This is a genomic window from Arsenophonus sp. ENCA (assembly GCF_002287155.1).
GTDB classification, from domain to species: domain Bacteria; phylum Pseudomonadota; class Gammaproteobacteria; order Enterobacterales; family Enterobacteriaceae; genus Arsenophonus; species Arsenophonus nilaparvatae.
The window spans coordinates 1-3,629 of sequence record NZ_NHNG01000735.1 but is presented as its reverse complement, the minus strand read 5'-3'; the positions used below and the strand labels follow the sequence as shown (position 1 = coordinate 3,629).

6 protein-coding genes and 2 pseudogenes are annotated in these 3,629 nt (G+C 46.7%); 7 read left to right on the top strand and 1 reads right to left on the bottom strand.

Features of this window, described 5'->3' with window-relative positions:
• Positions 1 to 177: pseudogene (locus tag CBG25_RS19090) on the bottom strand (transposase zinc-binding domain-containing protein); the annotation flags it as partial.
• A gap of 27 nt (positions 178 to 204) precedes the next feature.
• On the opposite strand from CBG25_RS19090, the gene CBG25_RS19085 reads away from it, so the two are divergent.
• The 7 genes and pseudogenes from CBG25_RS19085 to CBG25_RS19055 form a co-directional block, all read left to right on the top strand.
• Positions 205 to 411, top strand: coding sequence for a hypothetical protein (locus CBG25_RS19085; protein WP_290608633.1), 207 nt, complete (start codon positions 205 to 207; stop codon positions 409 to 411).
• Between the two features lie 156 nt (positions 412 to 567).
• Positions 568 to 1,599 carry a phage major capsid protein, P2 family gene (locus CBG25_RS19080; RefSeq protein WP_290608631.1) on the top strand — a complete coding sequence of 344 codons (1,032 nt, stop codon included), beginning with the start codon at positions 568 to 570 and terminating at the stop codon, positions 1,597 to 1,599.
• Positions 1,599 to 2,216: a phage terminase small subunit gene (gene gpM, locus CBG25_RS19075; protein ID WP_290608629.1), complete on the top strand. Its 618-nt coding sequence runs from the start codon at positions 1,599 to 1,601 to the stop codon at positions 2,214 to 2,216. Before CBG25_RS19080 ends, gpM begins: the two co-directional genes overlap by 1 nt.
• Positions 2,217 to 2,524: 308 nt before the next feature.
• A complete protein-coding gene (locus CBG25_RS19070) occupies positions 2,525 to 2,995 on the top strand; it encodes a head completion/stabilization protein (RefSeq protein ID WP_290608627.1) in 471 nt (156 codons plus the stop codon).
• Positions 2,992 to 3,198, top strand: a complete 207-nt coding sequence (locus tag CBG25_RS19065) for a tail protein X (protein WP_290608625.1) — start codon at positions 2,992 to 2,994, stop codon at positions 3,196 to 3,198. The genes CBG25_RS19070 and CBG25_RS19065 overlap by 4 nt, the downstream gene beginning before the upstream one ends.
• A gap of 33 nt (positions 3,199 to 3,231) precedes the next feature.
• On the top strand, positions 3,232 to 3,435 hold the full coding sequence (locus tag CBG25_RS19060; RefSeq protein ID WP_290608623.1) for a phage holin family protein: 204 nt from the start codon (positions 3,232 to 3,234) through the stop codon (positions 3,433 to 3,435).
• Positions 3,422 to 3,629 (top strand): annotated as a pseudogene (locus tag CBG25_RS19055) (hypothetical protein); the annotation flags it as partial. The gene CBG25_RS19060 and the pseudogene CBG25_RS19055, both read left to right, overlap by 14 nt.

Genomic DNA, 3,629 nt, shown 5'->3' with positions numbered 1-3,629 from the left:
ATTATCAGCAGCGAGGGCGAACAGGTGGCCTAGCAACCAACGGTTGTTCTCAAATAACGGCCACAGGGCATCAGGCATCGTGAAGGTGCCATGTTGAAAGGGAACGTCAGGAAGACGCGCCATCATAGTGGCGATCCAGATATCGGTGGCCTTTTTGCCGCAGCTCGGGCATCCCCGACCTTTACGAGGCTGTCGCAAAAGCTCATGTTATCGATTAAAATTTGCTTTATTCGTTTTAAACGCAGATCTTTTATGACCGTATTTACTCGCAAACTGGAATCGCCTTCTCACACCAAACGTAAGTTTGTCAAAGCGCAAAATCTACCTATCTTGGAGGGTTCTGTTTCCCTTTGCGATTATCTCAAGCAAATTGGTGAACGTAGGGCATTTATTAAGCCTGTTGCTCAATAGCAAAATTAATTGTGACTTACAAAAAAACCAGCTATTGATGATAAAATAATCAATTTTTGAATTAAAAATGACCTATATAAGATTAAAAAATAACCTATTTTTGTGTTTTTTAGATGTATCTAACTTGTTTTTATTGAAAGCAGTTTTATTTCACTATTGAGCAACAGGCTTATTGAACCGTCCAAAGCACAGGTACTGGAGAGTCAAATCGAGCAAAGTGCCGGTTTTTTGCAGAAAATTAACCTGGTGCCGGTACTTGAACAGCAAGGTCAGGCAATAGGACTCGGGATGGGCTCTACGGTCGCCGGTACCACCGATACGAGTAGCAAACGTCGAGAACCGATTGACCCGACGGCCCTGAACGCCATTGATTATTATTGCTATCAAACCAATTTCGATACCGCGATTAGCTATGCCAAGCTCGATATGTGGGCCAAATTTAACGATTTTCAGCGTCGTATCCGCGATGCGATTGTCCGCCGTCAGGCCCTTGACCGCATTATGATTGGTTTTAACGGCATCAAGCGGGAAAAAACCTCAGACCGTACTCAAAATGCCAAATTACAGGATGTAAATGTCGGCTGGTTGCAAAAAATTCGCAATGATGCACCGACTCATGTGATGGCTAAAATCACCGACAGTCAGGGTAAATTGACTTCAAATACCCTCCGCATTGGCGAAAAAGGCGATTACAAAAATCTGGATGCGCTGGTAATGGACACCGTTGAACGAGTGATTGATGAAGTGTATCAGGATGATACCGATTTGGTGATTATTTGTGGTCGTTCCTTGCTTGCCGATAAATATTTTCCGATTGTTAACAAAGCACAGCCTAACAGCGAAATGCTGGCCGCCGATGTGATTATCAGTCAAAAACGCCTAGGTGGATTACCGGCTATTCGCGCCCCATTCTTCCCCGACAAATCCTTGCTCATTACTCGTTTGGATAATCTCTCGATTTACTATCAGCAAGACACCCGTCGTCGCCAAATCAAGGATACGCCCGAGCGTGACCGGATTAAAAATTATGAGTCGGTCAATGAAGCCTATGTGGTGGAAGATTATCGCGGGGTGGCACTGGTCGAAAATATTGACATCTTACCCGAAGAGAAACCCCAATCGGGACTGCAAGGGGGGAATACACCCCATTCAGGTGGCAGCGGTCAGGTTAATCAGGGCGGTGGCTAATGCTCACCCCCTGGCAATGTCATCAGCTGCGTTTAGCAGGTGAAAAACCGGATGGTGCACATCCGTTACGGGATGCGGCCACACAGCAAATTCAATTGATGTTTCAGCAGGACAAACGTCAGTTAAAGCGGATTCAGTCAACCGAACGGAAAGCTGAATATAAAAAAACCGTGTTACCCCGTTATGCCCCCTGGGTGAGTGGGGTATTGGAAAACGACGACGGCCATCAGGATGACACGCTGATGATGGTGATGCTCTGGCGCATTGATGCCGGTGACATTGAAGGCGCGCTGGCTATCGCCGAATATGCCTTAGCGCACGGGCTTTTAATGCCGGCTGGACATACCCGCACAACGGGTTGCGCGATTGCGGAGGAAATGGCGGCAGCGGCAAAACTCGCTGACCAGCAGAGACAGCCGCTTGAATTGTCGCTTTTAGCGCAAACCGTCACCTTAACGGATGAGGAAGACATGACGGATGTGGTCAGAGCCGAATTCTACAAATGGGTGGGGTTTTGTCAGCGCGATAATGGCTTGCCAGACGCCGCTCTCGACACCTTAAAACGCGCCCTGAGGCTTTTCCAAGGGGTTGGCGTCAAAAAGCCTGTTGCTCAATAGTGAAATAAAACTGCTTTCAATAAAAACAAGTTAGATACATCTAAAAAACACAAAATAGGTTATTTTTTAATCTTATATAGGTCATTTTTAATTCAAAAATTGATGATTTTATCATCAATAGCTGGTTTTTTTGTAAGTCACAATTAATTTTGCTATTGAGCAACAGGCTTAAAGGCGAGATCAAAAAGCTGGAAAAAGCGCGCAACACCGCGTTACCGAAAACATGAGTTGTGCCCACGCACCCGGGCGGCACAGTGAAAGACCGCGTTATGTTCACCGTCCACCGCCCGACCTATTGAGATGAGGATATGGATTTTATTTCGCCAGAAAAACCGCCTAAAGAAGAAGATGACCTGGTGGCCGACGATCCCTTCTGGCCTGCCGTGTCACCCCCAAATTACCGCGCGGTGATGCGTGAGAACGATGGCACCATCATCGCTTCGCGTCTTAAAGATGCACTCACCCACGCGATGATTGAAGTGGCGTGCGAACTGCGGGACTGGCAAACCCAGAAAAAACGCGAAGGATTTAACCAGCTAGCCGATATTCCGGCTATGCATATCAATAACGACAGTGCGCTTTGCCTGTTGTATGAACGTGCGGTATTTGGCCTGGCCAAGGCTAATTTGTCGGAACGGTTTCGAGACATCGACACACAAGCATTAGGCCACAAAAAAGCCGACAGTCTGTCGCCGACCATTGATGATTACCGACGTGATGCCCTCTGGGCGATAGCACGAATTAAAGGGCAGGGTCATAACGTGATGGCACTGATATGAAGGTACTGAGTCAACAAAACGAGAGTCTGGATGAGATTTGTTTTCGCTACTACGGCACCTGCATCGGCACCGTTGAACGCGTGCTTGAAGTTAATCCGGGACTTTGCGACCACGCCGACAAACTGCCGATGGGCGTTGAAATTCAATTACCGGAAATCAGCGCGGCCACGTCAAATCGTTCGCAGATTGTCCTATGGGACTAAACAGGAAATGGATACCCTGAAAAAGGGGGAGTGATGCGTATGTTTGAAAAGTATTCCAGTCCCTTGTCGTATATGGGCGGAATTGTCACAACAGCCATTGGCATTTTCACTCTCGAACAGTGGGTTGGCCTGATAGGTATCGTCTGCACGGTCATCACCTGTCTGGTCAACTGGTATTACAAACGCAAGGAGTACCGGTTAAAAGAGGCTGTCGCAAAAGCTCATGTTATCGATTAAAATTTGCTTTATTCGTTTTAAACGCAGATCTTTTATGACCGTATTTACTCGCAAACTGGAATCGCCTTCTCACACCAAACGTAAGTTTGTCAAAGCGCAAAATCTACCTATCTTGGAGGGTTCTGTTTCCCTTTGCGATTATCTCAAGCAAATTGGTGAACGTAGGGCATTTATTGTCACAGAGATTTTGGATG

Excerpts from the sequence above, each read along its gene's own strand:
- gpM (WP_290608629.1), top strand. The coding sequence starts at position 1,599 with ATGCTCACCCCCTGGCAATGTCATCAGCTGCGTTTAGCAGGTGAAAAA.
- CBG25_RS19070 (WP_290608627.1), top strand. The coding sequence starts at position 2,525 with ATGGATTTTATTTCGCCAGAAAAACCGCCTAAAGAAGAAGATGACCTG.
- CBG25_RS19085 (WP_290608633.1), top strand. The coding sequence starts at position 205 with ATGTTATCGATTAAAATTTGCTTTATTCGTTTTAAACGCAGATCTTTT.
- CBG25_RS19060 (WP_290608623.1), top strand. The coding sequence starts at position 3,232 with ATGCGTATGTTTGAAAAGTATTCCAGTCCCTTGTCGTATATGGGCGGA.
- CBG25_RS19065 (WP_290608625.1), top strand. The coding sequence starts at position 2,992 with ATGAAGGTACTGAGTCAACAAAACGAGAGTCTGGATGAGATTTGTTTT.